The 21,686-nt window shown below is 72.1% G+C and carries 15 protein-coding genes; 7 read left to right on the top strand and 8 right to left on the bottom strand.

All coding sequences use genetic code 11. The features are described 5' to 3' along the window. Positions 1 to 21 precede the first annotated feature (21 nt). The gene (locus tag ACMXN5_RS27195) at positions 22 to 1,845 is read right to left on the bottom strand and encodes an MDR family MFS transporter (RefSeq protein ID WP_439677432.1); all 1,824 of its coding nucleotides are present in this window, start codon (positions 1,843 to 1,845) and stop codon (positions 22 to 24) included. Next, on the bottom strand, positions 1,842 to 2,282 hold the full coding sequence (locus tag ACMXN5_RS27190) for a MarR family winged helix-turn-helix transcriptional regulator (protein WP_439677431.1): 441 nt from the start codon (positions 2,280 to 2,282) through the stop codon (positions 1,842 to 1,844). Before ACMXN5_RS27190 ends, ACMXN5_RS27195 begins: the two co-directional genes overlap by 4 nt. Positions 2,283 to 3,838: 1,556 nt before the next feature. On the opposite strand from ACMXN5_RS27190, the gene ACMXN5_RS27185 reads away from it, so the two are divergent. The 4 genes from ACMXN5_RS27185 to ACMXN5_RS27170 all read left to right on the top strand — a co-directional run bounded on the left by ACMXN5_RS27185 (position 3,839) and on the right by ACMXN5_RS27170 (position 9,822). Then, positions 3,839 to 5,095 carry a CaiB/BaiF CoA transferase family protein gene (locus ACMXN5_RS27185; RefSeq protein WP_395791121.1) on the top strand — a complete coding sequence of 419 codons (1,257 nt, stop codon included), beginning with the start codon at positions 3,839 to 3,841 and terminating at the stop codon, positions 5,093 to 5,095. Positions 5,096 to 5,238: 143 nt separating this feature from the next. Beyond that, on the top strand, positions 5,239 to 6,696 hold the full coding sequence (locus ACMXN5_RS27180) for an OB-fold domain-containing protein (RefSeq protein WP_439677430.1): 1,458 nt from the start codon (positions 5,239 to 5,241) through the stop codon (positions 6,694 to 6,696). Positions 6,697 to 6,698: 2 nt separating this feature from the next. Then, positions 6,699 to 7,892, top strand: coding sequence for an acetyl-CoA acetyltransferase (locus ACMXN5_RS27175; RefSeq protein ID WP_439677429.1), 1,194 nt, complete (start codon positions 6,699 to 6,701; stop codon positions 7,890 to 7,892). 289 nt (positions 7,893 to 8,181) lie between these two features. Continuing rightward, complete coding sequence (locus tag ACMXN5_RS27170; protein ID WP_439677428.1) at positions 8,182 to 9,822, top strand: PP2C family protein-serine/threonine phosphatase; 1,641 nt, start codon at positions 8,182 to 8,184, stop codon at positions 9,820 to 9,822. A gap of 281 nt (positions 9,823 to 10,103) precedes the next feature. On the opposite strand, the gene ACMXN5_RS27165 is transcribed toward ACMXN5_RS27170, so the two are convergent. Together ACMXN5_RS27165 and ACMXN5_RS27160 are read right to left on the bottom strand one after the other, a co-directional pair. Beyond that, positions 10,104 to 11,522, bottom strand: coding sequence for a DNA-binding protein NsdB (locus ACMXN5_RS27165; protein ID WP_439677427.1), 1,419 nt, complete (start codon positions 11,520 to 11,522; stop codon positions 10,104 to 10,106). 230 nt (positions 11,523 to 11,752) lie between these two features. Continuing rightward, a complete protein-coding gene (locus ACMXN5_RS27160) occupies positions 11,753 to 11,974 on the bottom strand; it encodes a hypothetical protein (protein ID WP_143657823.1) in 222 nt (73 codons plus the stop codon). On the opposite strand from ACMXN5_RS27160, the gene ACMXN5_RS27155 reads away from it, so the two are divergent. Next, positions 11,973 to 12,860, top strand: coding sequence for an aminoglycoside phosphotransferase family protein (locus ACMXN5_RS27155; RefSeq protein WP_439677426.1), 888 nt, complete (start codon positions 11,973 to 11,975; stop codon positions 12,858 to 12,860). The genes ACMXN5_RS27160 and ACMXN5_RS27155 overlap by 2 nt on opposite strands. A 58-nt stretch (positions 12,861 to 12,918) precedes the next feature. Here ACMXN5_RS27155 and ACMXN5_RS27150 read toward each other — a convergent pair whose 3' ends face one another. Both ACMXN5_RS27150 and cspE read right to left on the bottom strand, forming a co-directional pair. Beyond that, positions 12,919 to 13,401, bottom strand: a complete 483-nt coding sequence (locus ACMXN5_RS27150) for a hypothetical protein (protein WP_126643306.1) — start codon at positions 13,399 to 13,401, stop codon at positions 12,919 to 12,921. 224 nt (positions 13,402 to 13,625) lie between these two features. Next, on the bottom strand, positions 13,626 to 13,829 hold the full coding sequence (gene cspE, locus ACMXN5_RS27145) for a transcription antiterminator/RNA stability regulator CspE (protein ID WP_020557813.1): 204 nt from the start codon (positions 13,827 to 13,829) through the stop codon (positions 13,626 to 13,628). 1,662 nt (positions 13,830 to 15,491) lie between these two features. On the opposite strand from cspE, the gene ACMXN5_RS27140 reads away from it, so the two are divergent. After that, positions 15,492 to 16,874: a hypothetical protein gene (locus ACMXN5_RS27140; RefSeq protein WP_439677425.1), complete on the top strand. Its 1,383-nt coding sequence runs from the start codon at positions 15,492 to 15,494 to the stop codon at positions 16,872 to 16,874. 173 nt (positions 16,875 to 17,047) lie between these two features. Then, a complete protein-coding gene (locus tag ACMXN5_RS27135) occupies positions 17,048 to 18,730 on the top strand; it encodes an acyl-CoA synthetase (RefSeq protein WP_439677424.1) in 1,683 nt (560 codons plus the stop codon). A gap of 102 nt (positions 18,731 to 18,832) precedes the next feature. Here ACMXN5_RS27135 and ACMXN5_RS27130 read toward each other — a convergent pair whose 3' ends face one another. Both ACMXN5_RS27130 and ACMXN5_RS27125 read right to left on the bottom strand, forming a co-directional pair. Beyond that, positions 18,833 to 20,374, bottom strand: coding sequence for an acyl-CoA synthetase (locus ACMXN5_RS27130; protein WP_439677423.1), 1,542 nt, complete (start codon positions 20,372 to 20,374; stop codon positions 18,833 to 18,835). Between the two features lie 141 nt (positions 20,375 to 20,515). Continuing rightward, positions 20,516 to 21,367 carry an oxygenase MpaB family protein gene (locus tag ACMXN5_RS27125; protein WP_439678090.1) on the bottom strand — a complete coding sequence of 284 codons (852 nt, stop codon included), beginning with the start codon at positions 21,365 to 21,367 and terminating at the stop codon, positions 20,516 to 20,518. Between the last annotated feature and the right edge of the window lie 319 nt (positions 21,368 to 21,686).

Raw genomic sequence — 21,686 nt, 5'->3', positions numbered from 1 at the left:
GTCCGGCACACGCAACCGGGGTCAGTCGTTCTCGGGCCAGCGTCTGCCCGCCGCGCGGCGGGCGTCCTGTTCGGGTGAGGTCTGCGCTCGGGCGGCCGCACCGGAGCCGGTCGCGGCGGGCTCCCGGGACGCCTCGGCGTCGGCGGCCCCCTCGGCGGCGCGCTCCGCCTCCTCGGCGGCCTTCGCCTCCAGGCCGGACATGGTGCGCAGCGGCACTTCCTTGATGAAGAAGACCAGGACGAACGCCACCGCCATCACACACGCCGCGATCAGGAACACCAGCTGCATCGCCTCGGAGAAGCCCTCCTTGAACGGCGCGGCCAATCTCGGGTCGAGGTGCTGGATGAACGACGAGTCGCTGAGCACGCCGGAGCCCTGCGCGCCGCCGGGACCGGGATGGCGGACCATCTCGATCACCGGCCCGTTGGCCGGATCGGCGAGCACGGCGGGGTCGGAGAGCGCCGACTTGAACGCGGGCGTCTGCGCGTCGCGGGTGAACGCCTCGGCGATCTCCCCGGAGACGTTGCTGAACAGCACGGACAGGAACACCGCGGTACCGGCGGTGGCGCCCATCTGCCGGAAGAAGGTGGCCGCCGAGGTGGCCACGCCCATGTCCCGGGGCGGTACCGCGTTCTGCACCACCAGGATCAGCGTCTGCATGCACTGACCGAGGCCGATGCCGAGCAGGACCATGAACATGCTGGTGGTCACAAGGGAGGTGCCGGCGTCGACGTAGAGCGCGAACAGGCCCATCGCTATCGCCGCGATGCCGGTGCCGAGGATCGGGAAGATCTTGTACCGGCCGGTCTTGGAGGTGATCTGACCGGACAGGATGGACGAGCCCATCATGCCGACCATGACCGGGATCATCAGCAGGCCGGCCTTGGTCGGACTGGCGCCCTTGACGATCTGGAAGTATTGCGGGATCAGCATGAACCCGCCGAACATCGCCATGCCGAAGATGACGCCGATGAGCGACGCCAGGCTGAAGATGCGGTCGGAGAACAGGCGCATCGGGATCAGTGCGTCCTCGCCCATGCGGCGCTCGACGAGGATCCAGCTGATCACGCCGACGGCGCCGATCAGGTAGCAGGCGAGCGAGACTCCCGAGCCCCATCCCCATTCGCGGCCCTGTTCGGCGACGATCAGCAGCGGGACCACGCCCATGGCCAGGGTGATCGCGCCGAACCAGTCGATCCGGTGCGGCCGGCGGGTGTGCGGGATGCGCAGCACCTTGCCGACCACGAGCAGCGCGACGACGCCGACGGGCACGTTGACCAGGAAGACCCAGCGCCAGCCCGCGATGCCCAGGATCTCGTCCTGGCCCGCGAAGAATCCGCCGACCAGCGGTCCGAGCACGCTGGAGGTGCCGAAGACGGCGAGGAAGTAGCCCTGGTAGCGGGCACGTTCGCGGGGCGCCACGACGTCGCCGATGATCGCGAAGGCGAGCGACATCAGGCCGCCGGCGCCGAGGCCCTGGAGCGCGCGGAAGCCGGCCAGCTCGTACATCGAGGTGGAGAACGTACAGGCGGCCGAGCCGACCACGAAGATCGTGATGGCCGCGAGGTAGAACGGTCGCCGGCCGTACAGGTCGGAGAGCTTGCCGTAGAGCGGCGTGGCGATCGTCGAGGTGATGAGGTAGGCGGTGGTCGCCCACGCCTGCTGGCTGAGCCCGTGCAGGTCGTCGGAGATGGTGCGGATCGCGGTGGAGACGATCGTCTGGTCGAGCGCGGCGAGGAACATGCCGGCCATCAGGCCGTACATGATCGTCATGATCTGACGGTGGGTCAGGCCGCTGTCTCCCGCTGCGGGCTGTGGCCGGACCTGCGGTTTCGTGTCGGTCATGCGGTGGGGCCTTCCGGCGCGCCGGGCGCGACGTCGCGCGCCGGCGCCTGTTCGCGTTCGAGGTCGTCGTTGAAGCGGGCCAGGAGGTGTACGAATGTCCGGCGTTCGTCGGTGGACCAGTCGCGGGTGACCCGATCCAGCTCGGCCTGGCGGCGGCTGCGGTACACCTCGAATGCCTGCTCGCCGGTGTCGGTCACCGCGAGCAGCGTGCCGCGACCGTCGTTGGGGTCCGGGCGGCGCTCGACGAGACCGCGTTGGACCAGCGAGGCGATCTGTCGGCTGACCGTGGACACGTCCAGGTAGGTCATCGCGGCCAGGTCGGTGACCCTGCGGGGTCCCTCCATGACCAGATAGGCCAGCAGCAACCGGTCTCCCCCGTCGGGAATCGGACCGCTTTCGGCGCGACTGCGCGCCTTGGCCGCGGCCGTGAGCCGCATGAGGCGCGCGAGTTCGCGTCCCAGTTCGTCGGGTGCGCGGCCGGCTGTCGGCTCGTCACACGGTGTCGTCGCGGTATCGATGACCGCCCCCCTTGTCGCTCGCCGTGCGTTACCTGCATGGCTCAACCAACAATACCGTGATTCGCCGTCGGGACCGATTCGGCGGGGCGGAGCGCGGAGCGGGGGCGCTTGCGCGCGCGCCGGGTGGTCGGCTATTCGGCGGCGCTCGGGCGGGTGGACGCGGGCGGGGGCGGGGACGGTACGGAGCTTGCGCGTGCGGGCGGCAGTGGCCCCGGGCTCGGCCCCGGGCCCGGCCCCGGGCGTGGGACGGACGAGGCGGTCGGACGACCGGTGCCGCTCGCGGGTGCCGTCGCGACCGCACCCGTCGGCTGCGCGCCGGCCGATCCGGGCTCGGCCCCATCCACCGGCGCCGGCTTGCGCCCGGCCGCGTCTCCGGGCGCCGAACCACGCCCGGTCGCATCCCCGGATGCCGAGCCACGCTGGGCTGCGTCCCCGGATGCCGAGCCACGCCCGGTCGCGTCCTTAGGTGCCGAACCGCCCGAGGTCGCACCCTCAGGTGCCGAGCCATGCCCGGTCGCGTCCCCGGGTGCCGAACCACGCCCGGTCGTATGCCCGGGTGCCGAACCACGCTCGGTCGCATCCCCGGGCACCGAGCCATGCCTGGTCGCGTCCTCGGGTGCCGAACCGCGCCCGATCGCATCGTCAGGTGCCGAACCGCGCCGGGTTACGTCCCCGGGGGCCGAGCCGTGCCTGGTTACGTCCCCGGGGGCCGAGCCGCGCCCGGTCGCGTCCTCGGATGCCGGGCCGCGCCCGGTCGCGTCCCCGGGGGCCGAACCGGGCCCCGTCGCGTTCGGCGAGCCCGAGGGGGTCCCGGCCGCGTTCGGGTGGTCGAGTGGCGAGTCGGGGATTGGGGGTGTCTCGGGGGTCGGGGTGGGCGGCGGGGGCGTTGTGGTGGGGGGTGTGCGCTTTGTGGTGGGCTTTTTGGGGCTGGGGCGTTTGTCCGGGTCGCGGTAGCCGAGGTGGCGGAGTTCGTCGAGGGTCCAGCCGCCGGACAGGGCATCGGACCAGGCCTGGAGTGCGCGTTGTTCGCCGGCCGCCGCGGCCTGTAGCAGGGGCTCCAACTCGGCGGTGGATGCGGCGAGTTCGCGGATCAGGTCGATGCGCCGATCGAGCAGGGCACGGGCGGCCGACTCCGCGTCGCGGATCACAGCGTCGTCGATCATGCGCGCACCGTAATGGAGTCGGGCTCGCCCCGGCCCGCCGACAAGCCGACGAGCCCTCGCGCGTCACCCGAACCGGGCGCCCCGCGCGAGTGCGTGACGAGCGGCACGGAACTCGACCCATGCTCATCTGACTGCCCGTCAGCTATGGTGACGAGGTGCCTGTCTCGCGACTATTGGGCACTCGTGCGGGGTGCCCTGTCGGCGCCGCGCCGAGGGTCCGGGTGCCGGGGCCGGCCGCACGGCTGCAGCAGGCTCGGCCGGCCGGTCGACCGCGCGGCACATGTACGACCGCACGACAGGGAGTGAGTGACCATGCGCTTGGGCGAGGTGGCAGGCGCCGACCTGCAACGCTTCGGAAAGCCGCTCGACGGGATCCGGGTCCTGGCCATCGAACAGATGCAGGCGCTCCCCTACGCCACCCAGATGCTGGCCCGTCTGGGCGCCGAGGTGGTCAAGATCGAGTCGCCGGGCGTCGGCGAGTCCGGGCGCGCCGCGCTGCCGACGATGACCGATCCGCTCGGCCGCAACGTCGGCGTCACCTTCCTGCGCAACAACCTCGGCAAGCGCAGCGTGACGGTCGACCTCAAGCATCCCGAGGGCCGCGAGATAGTGCTGCGCCTGGCCGAGAAGGCGGACATCGTCTGCGAGAACTTCAAGCCCGGTACGGCCGGCCGGCTCGGCCTCGGCTTCGAGGACATCGCGGCCGTCAATCCGCGCGCGATCTACCTGTCGGTGTCCGGCTTCGGCAACACCACCGAGTCGCCCTACGCCTCCTGGCCCGCGTACGCCCCGGTCGCCGAGGGCATGGCCGGACTGTACGACTTCAAGCGGGACCCGAACACGGCGCCCGTGGTGTCCCCGCTCGGCGCGCTCGGTGACTCCGGCTCGGCGCTGTTCGCGGTGATCGGGGTGCTCGCCGCGCTGCGCCACCGCGACGCCACCGGCGTCGGCCAGTACGTGGACATCTCCATGTTCGACGCCATGGTCGCGCTCAACGACGCGGGCATCAGCTACTGGTCGATGGGGCTCAAGGACCCGGGCCTGGCCCCGCTGATCAACCACTCGTTCCGGGCCTTCGACGGCTACTTCCTGATCCAGTGCGCCCGTCCGCACATGTTCGCGGCGCTGGCCGACCTGGTCGGGAAGCCGGAGTGGCGCACCGATCCCCGGCTGGGCGGACCGCAGGCGTGGTTCGACCACATCGAGGACATCCTGCGCCCCGGCATCGAGGAGTGGGCCGCGGACAAGTCGCGCCTGCAGGCGTGCGCGGCGCTGAGCGGCGTCGGGGTCGCGTCGGGGCCGGTGTACAACCCGGGCGACGTGATCGACGACGAGCACGTGCGCAATCGCCACATGCTCGTCGAGATGGAGCGCACCGACGGGGAGCCGGCGCCAATCCTGTCCCCGGGCAACCCGGTCAAGCTCTCCCGTGTCGCCGAGGGTCCGGAGAGCCGGGTGCCGTGGGTGGGCGAGCACACCGCCGAGGTCCTGGGCACCGAACTGGGCATGTCCCGCGAGGAGATCGACCGACTCGCGGCCGCCGGGGCGATCGGACTGGAGACGCCGTAGCCGACGGCCCGACCCACCGGCCACCGCGGCGGCGACCCGGACACCCGGCGCCGCCACGGCACCACGCAGCAACCGAGCAACCGAGCAAGCCAGTAACCCCAGCAACGCGACGAACCCGAGTGGAACGAGGCGGAAGCGGAGAAATGACGACTGACGGAACCGCAGTTTCGACGGGACGCGGCATCCTCGGATACGGGGCCTACCTGCCCTACCGGCGCCTCGACCGCAAGACCATCGCCGCCGTGGCCGGCACCGGGGGCGGCAAGGGCACCCGTACGGTCGCGTCCTTCGACGAGGACACCACCACCCTGGGCGTGGAGGCCGCCCGCAACACGCTGCGCGCCACGCCCCGGGCCGACCCGCGCGCGCTGCTGTTCGCCACGGTCGCCCCCGCGTACACGGACCGCACCAACGCGACGGCGATCCACGCCGCGCTGCGCCTGGACGGGTCGGTGCCGGCGATGGACGCCACCGGCTCGGTGCGCTCCGCGGCCGGGCTGCTCCGGCTCGCCCTGACCGGCGCCGACACCGCGCTCGTGGTCGGCGCGGACATCCGGGTCGGCCTGCCCGGCAGCCCTGACGAGGCGGCCGGCGGCGACGGCGCCTCCGCGCTCCTGGTCGGCGGCCCCGCCGACGGCCCGGTCCTGGCCGAGTATCTGGGCGGCGCCGCAGCCACGGCCGAGTTCGTCGACCGCTGGCGCACCCCCGGCGACGTGCGGTCGAAGCTGTGGGAGGAGAAATTCGGCGAGAACAACTACCTCGCCGCGGGCCGCCGGGCCTGGACCGACGCGCTCAAGGCCACCGGCCTGACCGCCGACCAGGTGGACCACGCGGTGATCGCCGGCCTGCACGGGCGCGCGGTCGCCGGCCTCGGCCGCCGACTCGGGCTGCGCGAAGGCGTGCTCGGCGACGACCTCTCGGGCACCGTCGGCAACACCGGCGCGGCGCACCCGGGCCTGATGCTGGCCGCCACGCTGGAGGCCGCCGCCCCGGGCGCGGTGATCGCGCTGGTCGTGTTGTCCGACGGCGCCGACGTGTTCCTCTTCCGTGCCGGCGACGCGCTCGCGGCCTACCGGCCCACCCGCACGGTCGCCGAGCAGATCGCCGGCGGCGCGCCGCTGCCGTACGGGAAGTACCTGGCCTGGCGCGGGCTGCTGCCGGTCGAGCCGCCGCGCCGCCCCGAGCCCGCGCGTACCTCGTCCTCGGCCGCGGTGCGCTCGGTGGACTGGAAGTACGGCTTCGTCGGCGCCCGGGACCGGGAGAGCGGCGCGGTGCACCTGCCGCCGCAGCGGGTGTCGATGACCGGTGGCAACGTGGACGACATGGAGCCGGTGCCCACCGCCGATGTGCTCGGCACGGTCAAGACGTTCACCGTGGACCGGATGGCCTACTCCCCCAGCCCGCCCGTGGTGTTCGCCGTCGTGGACTTCGACAACGGCGGCCGGCTGCCGATCGAGTTGACCGACATGGACGCGGGCGAGGTCGCCATCGGGGACCGGGTCGAGCCGACCTTCCGCCGGCTGGGCACCGCCGACGGGATCCACAACTACTTCTGGAAGGCCCGCCCCGTGCGGACCGCCCGAGCCGCCGAGGAGGCATAGGCATGGGATCGCACGGCATCAAGGACCGCGTCGCCATCGTCGGGATGGGCTGCACACCCTTCGTCGAGCACTGGGACCGGGGCACCGACGACCTGCTGATCGAGGCGACCGCCGAGGCGTTCGCCGACGCGGGCGTGCGCAAGGAGCAGGTCGACGCGTACTGGCTGGGCACCGCGCAGTCGGGCATGTCCGGGCTGACCCTGGCCAAGCCGTTGCAGCTCCAGGGCAAGCCGGTCACGCGCGTGGAGAACATGTGCGCGACCGGGTCGGACGCGCTGCGCCAGGCCGCCTACGCGGTCGCGTCCGGCGCGTACGACGTGGCCATGGCGGTGGGCGTCGAGAAGGTCAAGGACGGCGGGTTCCAGGGCCTGAACGCCTTCCCGATCCCCGGCGACGGCACCGCGCGCACCCTCACCGCGGCGGCCATGTTCTCGATGGTGGTGCCCGCGTACGGCGAGAAGTACGGGGTCTCCGAAGCGGAGATGCGCGAGGTGCTCTCGCACATCGCGGCGAAGAACCACTACAACGGCGCGCGCAACCCGCGCGCGCAGTTCCGCAAGGAGATCGCCGCCGAGAAGATCTCCGCGATGCCCAAACTCGCCGGGCAGCTGGGCGTGTTCGACTGCGCGGGCGTCGCGGACGGCGCGGCGGCGGCGATCGTGGTCCGGGCCGAGGACGCGCACCTGTACACGGACAAGCCGCTGTACATCAAGGCGCTGTCCCTGGTGGCGGGCAACGGCTCGGGGGTGATCGACCCGGAGTACGACTACACCACGTTCCGGGAGATCGCCGCCTGCGCCGAGGACGCGTACCGCCAGGCCGGGATCACCAATCCGCGCGAGGAGTTGGCGATGGCCGAGGTGCACGACTGCTTCACGCCGACCGAACTGGTCCTGATGGAGGACCTGCGGTTCGCCGATCGTGGCACCGCGTGGAAGGACGTCCTGGCCGGCGCGTTCGACCTGGACGGTCGGCTGCCGGTCAACCCGGACGGCGGGCTGAAGAGCTTCGGGCACCCGGTGGGCGCGTCCGGGCTGCGGATGATGTTCGAGGCGTGGCTGCAACTGCGCGGCGCGGCGCCGGCGGAGCGGCGGATCCCGGCGGACGGGCGCAAGTTGGCGTTGACCCACAACCTGGGTGGGTATCCGGGCGACATGGTGTCGTTCATCTCGATCCTGGGGAACGAGTTGGGCTGATCCGCACGGCGGCGGGGCCGACGCCGCGGACCGGTGCTCGGTGTCGCGACACGCCGTGTCGCGCCGCCGCTGTTCGAATCCGGTCGGGTGGGGTGTCCGGTTCTGTTCGCGTGGCCCGCAAGGGGCTCGATCGTGGTCGCGATCGAGCCCCTTGCGCCATCTCCGGACAGCCGAAATGGGCAATCCGCCACAAGCATGCCGGTTACCGTGGTTTCATCCGCGTCCGGGCCTTTGATGTGCGACAGTTCATTGCACCCCTGCCAGGTCATGTCCGGAGGAGCGCGAGCGGATGCGCGAACGGCCCGAACACCCCGTGGACGCAGCCACCGTGGCGGATCCGTCCCGGTGGCGTGCGCACATCGGCCGGATGCGGGCCGAACTCGACGCCCTGCGGCACGAATTCGGCCCCGGCGCGGGACCGGGCGGCCTGCCGGGCCCGATCCTCGCGGGTGAGGATCCCGCGGCCGGCGAAGACGCGTATCGGCGCGGCCTGCTGTGCGATCTGCTCGCGTGCAGCCTCGGACAGGCGGCGGAGTACCTGGCCCGCCTGAGTCCGGACATCGACGACCCCGAGCACCGGCAGGCGGACGACCCGGGGCCGGCGGCCTGTACGCCGGCGCGCAGCGCGATGCGGCCGTCGGATGTCGGGCCGGCGGCACCCTTCACCGCCTCCACCACCTTGACGCCCTTCACCGTCGACGACGTCGAGGACGCCGCGCTGCCCTGGCGGCACCTGCGCCGGTTGTTCGTCGAGCCGGATCCGAGTGGCCTGCTGCCCGAGCAGCGCGGGACCGGCGCGCCGCGCGAGCCCGCACCCGGCTCGGGTCCGGTGGCCAGCGCCGAGTGGCATCTCGATCGCGACGACGTGCGCTGGTCGGCGGAGATGTACGCGCTGTTCGACCGGGACCGGGCGCTGGGACCGCTGCCGCTGGCCGCGTTGGCCGAGCACGCGGCGGCCGAGGACCGGGCGTTCGTGGCCGACCTGGTGCGTGAATTGCTCGAACAGGCGAACGGCGTCGAGGGCGAGTTCCGGATCGTGCGCCGCGACGGCACCCGGGTGTCCGTGCAGTTCGTCGGCGAGCCGGTCCTCGACGCCGACGGCACCCCGCACGCGATCTGGGCGCTGCTGCGCGACATCACCGAACTCCGACGCACCCAGCAGGCGTTGACCGAGACGCGGGCGCAACTGCTGGCCCAGCGGCGACTGTTGCGCTCGGAGCATCGCATCGCCGCCGAGTTGCAGCGGGTGGTGATGCCGTGGTGGACCCGGCCGATCGAGCTGCCCGGGATCGAGGTGGCCACCCGCTACTTTCCCGCCGAGCAGGACTCGAAGGTGGGCGGGGACTGGTACGACGCGCTCGCGCTGCCGGACGGGGACGTGCTGCTCGCGGTCGGCGACATGTCCGGGCACGGGGTCGCGGCGGCGTCCGGGATGACCACGCTGCGCGGGGCGCTCCAAGGGGTGGCGATGACGGGAGCGGGTCCCGCCGCGATGCTGGCGGCGCTGAATCGGATCGTGGTGCATACGCTGCCCGCGGACAAGGTGGCCACCGCCGTGTGTGCGCGATTCGCGCCGGCGACGCGGGTGTTGACGTGGGCGCAGGGCGGGCATCCGCCGCCGCTGCTGTACCGGGAGGGGGCCGGGCGGGCGCTGGCGGCGCCGTTCGGGGTGTTGCTCGGCGCGTTGGACGAGCCGGAGTTCGTCGAGGACCGGGTCGAACTCCGTTCCGGGGACGTGCTGTTGATCTTCACCGACGGGCTGGTCGAGCGACGTGGGCGCGGTACGGAGGAGGCGGTCCGCGCGCTCCTGGGCCTGGGGCCGCTGGTGCTCGGAGCGAGCGCGCGGACGTGCGTGGACGTGGTGCTCAGTCGGCTGGGGCACACCCGGTACGAGGACGACGCGTGCGTGATGGCGATGTGCGTGCGGTGAGGGTCGACGGTCGGGGACGGTCGGGCGGGCGTGCGGTGGCGGTCGGTCGTCGGGGCGTCGACCGTGCGGGGGGGCGGGCGGTGGCCGTCGGTCTTCGGGGCGTCGACCGTGCGGGTCGGCCGCCGCTGTGTGACGGCCCCGCGCGGTGACGGCCACCCGCCGGGTGACACCCGCCGTGCGGTGACGGGCGCGCGTCGGGTGACGGCTCGTCGAGCGGTGTGGGGTGACCGTTCGAGGGCGGTCGACCGATCGGTGGCCGGCCGGGTGGTGGTGGGTGGCGTTCAGGTGCCTTCGGCGAGCTCTCGGCGGAGCGCGTGTACCTCGGGGACGTCGCGGTAGCGGTCGGTGAGTTTGCGCAGCACCTCCAGGCGGTCCCAGGTGCGCTTGGAGCTGACCTCGCCGGCCGCGCGGACCGCGAGCCGGGCGTGGTGCGCACCCCGGTCCGGTTGGCCGTCCAGAAGGCATGCCGAGGCCAGCGAGATCAGATCGAAGGTCTTCGCTCGCTCGTGGCCCCTGGTGCGCAACTCCAGGGCCTTCTCCGCGTGTTCCTGCGCGCGTCCGGCCGCCGTCGGGTCCACCTCGGCCAGCGTGCGGTACACCAGCGCCTGCATGCCGTGCAGGTCGGCCGAGTCGAAGAAGGCCACCCAGTCCGGGTCCTGCTCCGGGCGCGACCGGCCGAACTCGGCCTCGGCCCGACCCAGCGTGCGCCGACAGTCCGCGGCCCGGCCGAGCGCGGCCTGCGCCCACGCCTCCACGGTGTGGAACATCGCGCGGGTGGTCGCGCCCGCCCGATCGCCCGCCGTGCGCTGCGCCAGTTCGATCAGCGCGAGCGCGTCGGCCGGGCGCTCCAGATGCACCATCTGCCGCGCCGCGCGCGACAACGCCTCGGCCGCGCGTGGGAGATCGCCCGCCTCCCGGGCCGCGTGCGCCGCGATCACGAAGTAGTTCTGCGCGGTGGGGTCGAGTCCCACGTCGTGCGACATCCAGCCGGCCAGCGCGGCGAGGTTGGCCGCCACGTGCCACAGCCGGCGGGTGACCGGCAGCGGGTTGGGATAGGTCAGCAGATTGCCGACCTCGTTCAACTGGCCGATCACCGCCTTGCGTTGCAGCCCGCCGCCGCGATCCGCGTCCCAGGTGCGAAAGACCGTGACCGCGTTCTCCAGCGCGGTGACCTCCTCGGCGCCGATCGGGCCGGCGTCCGCGAGGCCGTAGGACACCGGATCGGCGGGCGCGCCGCGCGGGTTGGGCACCCCGAGCCCCGGGCTGAGCCAACGATCGAAGTTGGCCACCAGTGCCGGACCGGCGACCAGCGCGAACCCGCCGCCGGTGAAGCCGTGCCGGTTGAGCATCAGGTCCATGCCGGTGAACTCGGTCAGCGCGGTCACCGTACGGTCCGTACTCCACGGCAGGTCCTCCTGGACGACCTGCGCGTTGTGCCGGGGGCGGCCGGTGAGGCCGAGGTCCTCGGAGGTGACCACACGCCCGAGCCGCTCGGTGAAAAGGGCGGCCAGGACCCGGGGAACCGGGTCGCGCGGACGCTCGCCATCCTCCAGCCAGCGCCGGACCCTGGAGGTGTCCGTGGCAAGCTGGGGATGGCCCATCGCGGCGGCCCGCCGGTTGACGAGCCGGGCGAGTTCGCCCTTGGACCACCCGGTCAGGGCGAAGAGGTCCACCAGTTTGGTGTTGGGTTCCCGGCGCATTGCAAACCGCCCGTTGATGTGGGGACCGTGGCTCGAAAGCGTCCTCGGGAGGCCGCCTGCCGCACCGAGGCTAGCCGGGTCCGGAGCAGCCGGCTCCGATTCGCCAGGGTTCGCCAGGGTGCGCCACGTGGATCACCACCCGGATTCGGGAGTGTTGTGGATGGTGGATCCGGCACGTGGGCCCCCACCCGTCGCGCGGCCGGATCCGACCCTCGGCAGCGCAGGAAGGTTTACATGTCATCCACGACGTCCACCACCCCGGGCCGCTCGACCACCCCAGGATCCGCCGCCTCACGACCGGGCATTCCCGGGCCGAACAGGCGTATGCCCACCGGTGGTTCGGCACCCGCCGGCACGGTGGCGGCGTCGAACACGGCGATCTCGGCGAACGCCGCGGTCGCGACCGGCGCGGCCGTGGCCGCCGGTGGAGCGGGCCCGGGAGTACCTCGCATGTTGCAACAGGGTCCGAGTCCGGAGGCGGTCGCCGCGCTCGCCGCGCGGGTGTGTCCCGGCTTCACCGCCGGAGCGGTGCTGCGGCGCACGCCGCGCTCGTTGTTGCTGTCCGGCTCGGTCGGGCGCGGCCCGGTCGTGGTGAAGTACCTGACCGACCCCTCGCCGCACTGGCTCCAGCGTTTCCGGCACGAGGTCAACGCGTATCGCACCTTCACCCGCCAGCGGCCGCCGGTGCGGGTGCCCAGGCTGATCGCCGCCGATCCCGAGCGGCGCATCCTGGTGATGGAACACGTGGCCGGCCGGCCGGCGGCCAACGAGCGCCATCCGGGCACCGCGCTGGCCCGGGCCGATGTACGCGCCGTCCTGCACACGTTCGCCACCCTGAACCGGTGGAAGCCCCCGCCCGGGTCGTTCCCGCTCGCGTTCGACTACCCGGCCCGGGTCGACCGGTACCACAAGCTGGGCCTGCTCACCGATCGCGACGCCGGCGACCTGGCCCAGCTGCTTCGCGGCCTCAGCCGGGTGCCCGCGCAGTTCTGCCACGGCGACGCGGTGTTGTCCAACGTGCTGCTGACCGCGCAGGGCGCGGCGCTGGTCGACTGGGAGTCGTCCGGCTACCACCTGCCCGGCTACGACCTGGCCGTGTTGTGGACTCTGCTGGCCCGGGATCCGATGACCCGCCGGCAGTTGATCCAGACCGCCCAGCAGTCCGGCTCGCTCGCGCGCGACGCGTTCCTGGTCAATCTGATGCTGGTGCTGGTCCGGGAGATCCGGCTCAACGACGTGGGCCCGGTCGGCGAGGAGCAGCGCCGGTTGTTGCGCCGGCTGCACGACGACTGCGGGATGGTCCGCCGAGCGGTGCGCGCGGCGATCGGCACCCGGTAGCGCGGGCGGCTCGCGGTGCGCGGTGCTGCCCGCCCCGCGAGCCCGCGACCCTGCGGCCTCAGCCGCCGAAGGTGTCCGCGTCGATCGGCTTGAGGAGTTGGAAGACGTCGTCGGTGATCGGGCGGTCCCAGGTCACGATGCGCACCAGGACGTTGTCGCTGCGGTCGAACTCCACGCAGGCGAGCCGACCCTCGGCGTACTTGACCTTGCGCACGATCAGCAGGTCGTCGCCGAGCATGATCGGGGTGTCCTCGGTGGACAACTCCTCCGGCATCTCCTCGTGGCCGAGGGCGGCGACGAGTTGCTGGGCCTCGATCCGGCCGACGCCTTCCTCCCGCGCGGGCGAGCCGGGCGGCAGGTTGCCGATCAACATCGCGGGGCCGCGGTTGGCCAGCAGGTCGTAGCGGACGAAGATCCCCTGGCAACTGCCGTCCTCCCCGGGCAACATGGCCACGACCACGGAACCGGGCCAGTCACCGAACGGGATGGCGAGAACGTCGAAATCCGGCCCGGACGGGGGGCGGCGGCGCAGGAAACCCATACAGACATGCTAGTGGCCCCCTACCGTGCCGCCGGCCACACCCACCGCCGCACGCGCGCCGGTTGCGGCGGGGCGGCTTCGGGCAGCCGGGCCGTTGCGGCATCGAGCGGGGCGGGGCACCGTACCCGCCGGGAATCGGCGCCGGAAAAGCCCCAAGGCCCGCACCCTGCACGGGCGCGGGCCTTGCTAGGTCTGCGGTCCGTTGCCGGAGCCGCGGGACCGATTCAGAGCGGGCGAACCATCTCGGCCTGCGGGCCCTTCTGACCCTGCGTGACCTCGAACTCCACGCGCTGGTTCTCCTCCAGCGAACGGTAGCCGTTCGTCTGGATGGCGGAGAAGTGGACGAAGACGTCAGCGCCGCCGTCGTCCTGCGAGATGAAGCCGTAGCCCTTGTCGGCGTTGAACCACTTGACCGTACCGGTGGCCATGTCTTGATTCCTTCACGTAACCCACGGACACCACACCTCGTGATGCCCGGGTCGCGAACCGTCGAGTGGTCCCACTCCCCGCGTTACCCCGGGATGCCCTCGCTGTGAGGAGCGAAAAACGCCCACGGCCGTTGATGTCCGCAGGCGTTGGACGTGCGAGGGAACTACATCTACTGCTGCAACCGCGGACAACGCTACATGCCAAAGACTGCTCCGCAACAGCCCTTCGCAGTGCGAATCCGCCCGTCACCAAAGCGGTTAACGGGGGGCATAGCCGGCACACGCCGCACGGTTCATCCGCGTGGGTGACACAACTGGGCGCAACCGAGGGCTGACCAAGCGTCAGTCACGCGCACGCTCGGGACGGGGCGCGCAACCGCGCAAAACGCACGCCGGCGGAGCGCACGCCGGCGGAGCAACGGAGCGACGCGGCGCGCCGAAAGCCCCCGAAAGCCCCCGAAGCGCAGCCGGCGGAGCCGAGGGGTCGGGCGGGGGTCGGACTCGGGGACGAGGCGGGGTTGGGGCCGGGTCGGGGTTGGGGTCGGGTTGGGGTCGGCGGGGCCGGAGCCGGGACCGGAGCCGGAGCCGAAGCCCGAGCCGAAGCCCGAGCCGAAGCCGGAGCCGGAGCCGGAGCCGGAGCCGAAGCCCGAGCCGGAGCCGAAGCCCGAGCCGAAGCCCGAGCCGAAGCCCGAGCCGAAGCCCGAGCCGAAGCCCGAGCCGGAGCCGGAGCCGAAGCCCGAGCCCGAGCCGAAGCCGAAGCCCGAGCCCGAGCCCGAGCCGGAGCCGGAGCCGGGAGGACGGGGGATCGGCGGGGCCAGGGGGCTGGCGGCCCGTGGGCAGGGAACCTGGGAATTGGGGGCCACGGAACCTGGGAACCAGGGGCCGCAGAGCCGGGGGCCGGGACTGGACAACCGAGAATCCGAGAGCCAGGGCTCAGGGAACCGAGGAGTCGGAGGTACTCGGGCCCCGGATCCCGCAGGGCGGCGCGGAGACCCCAACCCACGATGCCGGGAGAACGGAGGAACCCGGGGAATCGAGCAACTCGAGGCACGAAGCACCGCAGGCACCCGCGGATCCGAAGAACCGGGGGGCTGAGCAACCCGAGCACCCGAGCACCTGAGCACCCGAGGGCCCGAGGAACCGAGGAACCGAGGAACCCGAGTACCCGAGGAACCAGGGGCCCGAGCAGCCCCCGGACCCGAGAACCCGAGGACCCGGCGGCCCGAGCACCTCACGGACCCGAGGAACCCAAAGACCCGGGGCCCGAGGAACCGGGGCCGAGCACTCCGGGCCCGAGCACCCCGGGCCCGAGCACCCCGGGGCCCGAGCACCCCGCGGACCCGAGGAACCCGGAGACCCGGGGCCCGGGGACCCCGGGGGTCCGAGCGCTCCGGGGGCCCGAGCACCCCGAACACCCCGAGCACGCCGGGGAACCGGGGACCCCGGGACCGGGGCCGGAGGGTGCGGGGACCCGGGCGGCACGCGGGGGCGCGAGAGTCGAGGGGGCGAGGGGGTCGGGCGGACCGTCGGGCTCCGAAGGGGTCGTGGGGATCCGTCGGAATCGCTCGAACGCCCCTCGAGCACACGGATGTTCACGTGATTTTCGTGTCCGCGCCATCGTTTTCCCGTTGGGCCTTCTCAGCCCGTGCCTACCGTTTCGTCATGGCTGCATCGACTGCCCCGCCTGCGCCCCCGGCCCCCGCGTATGTGCCCTCGCCAACGCAGGTCGCGCCGGTTGCGCCGAGTTCGGACGGGGCGGTGGCCCGAATACCGCTGCGGCTGCCCCGGGGGCTGCGGCCGGTGGGGGCGGTGCCGGCGCGGCTGTACGGGTTCGTGGCGCTGGTCCTGACCGGCATCGTCGTACTCGCCGCCGGGATCGCGGTCGGCACCGGCAACGCCAGGTCCGGCCTCGACGAGGTCGCGCACACCTCGGCCCCCCGCGCGCGGGCCGCCGCCGACCTGTACTTCGCGCTCGCCGATCTGGACGCGCAGGTGGCCAACGTGCTCCTGGTCGGCTCCGACGAGCAGATCGGCAACCGGCAACTGGCGCTGCGGCAGATGCGCCAGCGGCGCGCCTCCGTCACCGAGAACATCCAGAAGCTCGCCGCGGGCGGCGCCTCCTCGCGGACCGTGCAAGCGCTGATCGACGGGCTCGGCAAGTACGACGCGTACGTCGCGCAGGCCCGCCTGGAGGACGATCAGGTCGAGAACCGCGCCATCGCCCGCCCGCCGGTCGTCGCCCTCAACTACTTCGTGAACGCCACCTCCCTCCTGCACGACGAACTGCTGCCGGCCGCCGAGGCGCTCGGCCGCGGCGCCGGCGAGAAGCTGGCCGCCGACGCGGACGCGGACCGTACGCACGCGCGCTGGGCGGCGCTGGCGATCGGGCTCGTCGGCCTGGTGCTCGTGGTGATCCTGGTCGTCGGCCAGGTCTGGTGGGCCCGCCGCTTCCGCCGGGTGGTGGTGCCGGGGCTGGCCGCGGTGACCATCGCGGTGGCCGCGCTCACCGGCACGGCCGCCGTCCTGTTCACCGACCACGCGTCCCGGCTGCGCGACGCGGAGACTCAGGCGTTCGATCCGTTCCTGACGCTGGCCCGGGCCCGGGCGACGGCGTCGGAGGCCAACGCGGACGAGAGCCGGTTCGTGATCCTGCCCGAACGCGCCCGGGCGTACGGCCAAGCCTTCAAGGACAAGTCGGTCGAGCTCGACAAGGCCGTGCCGAACCGGCAGGTCGCCACCCGCCTGGAGGCCTTCAGGCGCGACGATCAGGCACTGCGGGCGGCGGTCGCCGGGGGCCGGCTGGATGTCGCCGTCGGGCTGGCCACCAACGTCGGCCGCGGCAACCTGGCCTTCGACTTCTACGACTACCAGACCGCGCTGGCCGTGGCCGCGGAGGCGGAACACACCGACTTCGAGAACCGCACGAACAATGCCGCCGACGCGCTGACCGGCTGGCCGTGGGTGCCGATCGGGGTCCTCGGGGTGTGCGTGGTCCTGGTCCTGGCGAGCGCGCGACCGCGGCTGCGGGAGTACGCGAAGCGCTGAGCCCGCGCCCGCGGCGGTCGCGGCGCGAGCCTGGGCGGCCCGCGCGGCGCCGCCGGCTCATATCTTTGCCACAGTCAAGTGTTGGCGACGGTCGCGGGCATCACAGTTTCCCGAGGGCATCCAAACGATATTGCCTCTGGAATATCGACCGGCCCACGCCTTACGCTCCGCCCATGGAATTCAACCTTGCCGACCTCTTCGAGCGCGCGGCCGGGGAATACCCCGAACGCGAGGCGATCGTCGCGAACGGTGAACGCCGTACATATGCCCTTCTGGAGGAACGGGCGAATCGCCTCGCCCACCACCTTCAGGACTCCGGGGTCCGGCCGGGCGACCATGTCGCGGTCTACGCCTTCAACATCATCGAATGGGCGGAGGCGATGCTCGCGATCTACAAGATCCGAGCCGTCTGCATCAATGTGAATTTCCGTTATGTCGCGGACGAGCTGGCCTACCTCCTCGACCAGGCGAAGCCCGTCGCCATGGTCTTCCAGCGCCAATTCACCGGGCGGGTCGCCGAGGTCGCGCCCAAGGTCCCCTCGCTGCGCCACCTGCTCGTGGTCGAGGACGGCACCGAGGGTGACGCCGCCGACCCGGTCACCGCGGAGTCCCTGGGCGCGCTGCGCTACGAGGACGCGCTGGCGGCCGGCTCCCCCGCCCGCGACTTCGGCCCGCGCTCCGGCGACGACCTGTACCTGCTGTTCACCGGCGGCACCACCGGTCTGCCCAAGGGTGTGGTGTGGCGTCAGGAGGACGTCATCTTCGCCCTCGGCGGCGGCATCGATCCCACCAACGGGCAGCGCATCTCGCGGCCCGAGGAAATGGTCGAGAAGGGCCGCAACGGGCAGATGACCACCTTCCCGATCGCACCGCTGATGCACGGGGCCACCCAGTGGGGGGTGCTGCAGAACCTGTCCAAGGGGCACCGCGTGGTGCTCATCGACAAGTTCGACGCGCACAGCGTGTGGGAGCGGGTCGAGGCGGAGAAGGTCAACGTCGTCCTGATCACCGGCGACGCGATGGCCCGGCCGCTCCTGGAGGCCCTGGACGAACCGCGCGACGGGCACGCGGCGTACGACCTGTCCGCCCTGTTCGCCCTGTCCTCCAGCGCGGCGCTGTTCTCGCCGTCGCTGAAGGAGGAGTTCATGGAGCGCCTGGGGATCGTGGTCAGCGACGCGATCGGCGCCTCCGAATCCGGCGCCAACGGGGTCGGCGTCGCCGTCAAGGGCCAGACCGAGCAGCAGAGCGGGATCACCGTCAAGGCGGTCCCCGACTCGGTCGTGCTCGACGAGGACCTGAACCCGCTGCCCGCCGGCGTGATCGGCCGCCTGGGCCGCAAGGGCAACATCCCGCAGGGCTACCTGGGCGACCCGGTCAAGACGGCCGAGGTCTTCCGCACCGGCCCCGACGGCACCCGCTACGTGGTCCCGGGGGACTACGCCCGACTGGAGGGCGACGGCCGGATCACCCTGCTCGGCCGCGGCTCGGCGACGATCAACTCGGGCGGCGAGAAGATCTTCACCGAGGAGGTCGAGGGCGCGGTCAAGGCCCACCCCGAGGTCTACGACGCGATCGTGGTCGGCATCCCGGACCCGCGCTGGGGCCAGACGGTCGCGGTCGTCGTCCAGCCCCGCGAGGGCCGCACCCCGAGCCTGGCAGCGATCCAGGAGCACTGCCGAACGAAGATCGCCGGTTACAAGGTGCCCAGGGTGATGCGCGTGGTCGAACAGACCCAGCGCACACCGACGGGAAAGCCGGACCTGCAATGGGCGCTGGCGATCGCGTCGGCACCGGAGGAAAGCAATTCCGCTTCCGCTTCCGCTTCCGACTCCCCTTCCGCTTCCACTTCCGGATAGACCCACTACTGCCGTCGCCGCGACCCGAAAGGTTCGTGGCACGAAAATGAAACGCCGAATACACCGCCCGGGATTTCCCGGGCGGTGTATTCGTATCTCGGCTCAGACCGCCCGCTCGCGCCCCTCCCAATAGGGATCCCGAAGTCGCCGCTTCTGCAACTTCCCATTCGGATCGCGCGGCATCGTCTCGACGAAGTCCACGCTCCGGGGCCGCTTGTAGCCGGCCACCTGACCGGCACAGAACTCGAGCAGTTCCTCGGCCAGGGCGGGACCAGCCGCGAAGCCCTCGTTGGCCTCGACGACGGCCTTGACCTCCTCGCCCCAGTCCTCGTGCGGGATGCCGAACACCGCCGCGTCGCCGACGGCCGGGTGCCGCAGCAGCGCGCCCTCGATCTCGGCGGGATAGATGTTCTGACCACCGGAGATGATCATGTCGATCTTGCGATCGCGCAGGTACAGGTAGCCGTCCTCGTCGAGCAGGCCCACGTCGCCGACGGTGAACCAGTCGCCGATCCGGCCCTTGCGGGTCTTCTCGTCGTCGCGGTGGTACTTGAACGTCCCGGCCCGCATGAGCATGTACACGGTGCCGACCTCGCCGGCCGGCAGCCGGTTGCCGTCGTCGTCGAAGATGCCGATCTCGCTGATCGGCCAGGCCTTGCCGACCGTCCCGGGCCGATCCAGCCACTCCTGCGCGGAGCAGAACGTGCCGCCGCCCTCGCTGGCGGCGTAGTACTCCTCGACGCACGGCCCCCACCACTCGATCATCGCCCGCTTGACGTGCTCGGGGCAGGGCGCGGCGCCGTGCACGGCGTGCCGCAGGGACGACACGTCGTACTTGGCTCGCGTCTCCTCGGGCAGTTGCAGGAGCCGGTGGAACTGGGTCGGCACCATGTGCGTGGTGGTGACGCGGTAGCGGTCGATGAGCCGCAACATCTCTTCGGGCCGCCACTTGTCCATCAGCACCACGGCGTGGCCGATGTGCAGCGACTGCTGCGCGTGCTGGAGCACGGCGGTGTGGTAGAGCGGCGAGCCGACCAGGTGCACGTTGTCGTCGTACGGCTTGACGCCGTAGATCAGCAACGTGCCGCCGTAGCGGGCCTCTTCGGGCGAACCCCCGGACAGCGGCCGACGCACGCCGCGGGGGCGGCCGGTGGTACCCGAGGTGTAGTTCATCGTCACGCCCACGCTGCGCTCGGTCGGCGGTTCGGCCGACTGCCCCTCGCTCAGCTCCGCGAACGCCCGAAAGCCCGGCACCGCCCCGACGGCGAACCGCGCCGCCGCCGGCACCCCGGCCTCGTCGGCTGCGGCCACGATCGTGCCCGCGAAGCGCTCGTGCCCGATCAGCACCTTGGCTTCGCTGTCGGCGAGGATCCAGGCGATCTCGGGACCGACGAGGTGATTGTTGACCGGCACCAGGTACATCCCGGCCTGCGCCGCCGCCATGTAGGCCACGATGTACTCGGCACAGTTCGGCAGGATCGCGGCGAACACGTCGCCCGTCCCCAGCCCGGCCGCCCGCAGACCGTGCACGAGCCGGTTCGACGCGGCGGCCAACTCCCCCGCGGTCCACTCGGCGCCATCGGGATCCACCAGCGCGAGCCGGTCCGGATTGGCCTGCGCATGGGCCCAGAAGCCGTTCGCCACGTGCGGTTCCCTTCGAGCTGCCCGGTTACTTGACAATGTCTGACATTGTGACGGGAGCAGGCCCAGAAAGAAAGGGTGCCTTACTGATTCCTGACGAAGCCCGGCCGTGGCAGGGGCCCGGGACCCGGGAAATCGGGAACCTCAGTCGCCGGAACCGAGCTTCGGCAGCCGGTCGGGCGACGGCTGAACCTCCGGACCGAGCCGTTCCATCGCCCCTCTGATGTGCGGCGACGGGTACACCGCACGAATCACGGGCGTCGCGGCCCCGACGACCCGACGCAGCGCCTTGAGCCCGGGCCGAGCCACCACCGACGGCAGACCACGCGTGCCGTACAGCTCCTTGGCCCAGTCGGGCAACGCGGCGTACGCCAACTCGGCGACCTGCCGCCACAACACCTCGCGGCCGAGCACCAACATCAACGGCACCGGCGGTCGCCGCAGGAAGTCGAACACGTCCTGTGCCTCGTCCGACATGGCGAGCTCGGGCCGAATCCCGTCGAAGTAACGATCGAGGTCGGCCGAAGACCCGGGCACGTCGTCCGCGGCGAGCCCGACCAGTTCGGCCGAACGACGCTGCTCGTCGACGTAGCGATCGGCGAGCGCGTCGGTGAACGGGAACCCGGCCTGCCGGGCCACGGAGAGGTAGGACCCCACCTCGGCGCAATGTATCCAGCGCAGCAACTCCGGGTCGTCTATGCGGTACTTCTCCCCCGTGACGGGGTCAACGGCCCGCAACCCGGCATGAATCCGCCGCACCCGGGTCCCGGCCCGCTCCGCCTCGACCCGTGTCCCATAGGTGGTCACCCCGACGAAGTCCGCCGTCCGGAACAGCCGCCCCCAGGGGTCCTTCCGAAAGTCCGAGTTCTGCACCACGGCCCGCACCGCCCGAGGATGCAACGCCTGCAGGTAAAGCGCCCGCACCCCGGCCACCCACATCACCGGATCCGCATGCAACTGCCAGGTAACGGAGCCCGGCCCGAACAACCCGGCCACCTCGGACCCGTAGGCCGCGTCGGACCCGTAGGTCGCCTTGGACCCATGGGCCGCCTCGGGCACACCGGCAACCTCGGACCCAGCCACCTCGTCAACGCCCCACCTCACGTCGCCCACCGACCCGCCTTCCCGTACCCGACCCGAAATCCGAACCCCGCCTGGCTCTACGAGGGTACGACCCCGGCCGCACGCCCCCGAGCCCCGATTCGGTCGGGTCCGCCGAGGAGCCTTCCCGGGTGGGTCGGGGCGTTTTGGGCGCGCTCTCGGAGGAGTTGGGGTCCGAAACCGGATCGCAGCGAGTGCTCACGCACTTGAAAGT

It is taken from the genome of Embleya australiensis, assembly GCF_051903075.1.
GTDB lineage: Bacteria > Actinomycetota > Actinomycetes > Streptomycetales > Streptomycetaceae > Embleya.
Note: the sequence above shows the minus strand (reverse complement) of the source record. Positions and strands in the feature narration are given on the sequence as shown.